Here is a 540-nt window from a genome sequence, read left to right as displayed (position 1 = left end):
GTATTTTTATTTTTATTTAACCCTTGTATAGAAAGTATAATATCTATACCTTCTACAATATCTTTTTCATTTATCATGATTAAACTTAATACCCTTGTTATTAAAACAAATATAAAAGTATTAAATATAAAAAATAAAACTCAAGATATAAAAAAACAAAGATGGTAAGGATTAATTTTAATAGTTAATTAAATATTGATGATGTAAATATTAAAAATGCCATGTTTTTTCTGGTGTGATAATTTCAGGCAATGGTATATCCCAACTTGCTATGGGCAATTTATTAACTAATTGGCATGTATGCGCAAGTCCCATCGGATAAAATGACTTATGATGCCAATCTTCTAAAGTGCGATCGTAAAAACCCCCTCCCATACCTAAGCGTTGCCCTTGTTTATCAAAAGCCACCAATGGCGTGAATATGATATCGATATTAGATAACGGAATCACATCATTTACATTGAGTCGGGGCTCTAAAATAGAAAAACGATTTTTAATTAATCGAGTCGATGCACTATAGCGTAAAAATAATAAATGGTG

1 protein-coding gene is annotated in these 540 nt (G+C 29.1%); it reads right to left on the bottom strand.

Annotation, left to right across the window (positions count from 1 at the left end; translation table 11 throughout):
- Positions 1 to 210: 210 nt before the first annotated feature.
- Positions 211 to 540 (bottom strand): 5-formyltetrahydrofolate cyclo-ligase (locus M983_RS16670; protein WP_066753622.1); only part of this gene is annotated, 330 nt, incomplete at its 5' end.

The sequence above is a fragment of the Proteus myxofaciens ATCC 19692 genome, assembly GCF_001654855.1.
GTDB classification, from domain to species: domain Bacteria; phylum Pseudomonadota; class Gammaproteobacteria; order Enterobacterales; family Enterobacteriaceae; genus Proteus; species Proteus myxofaciens.
This window is presented reverse-complemented; position numbering and strand designations above follow the sequence as displayed.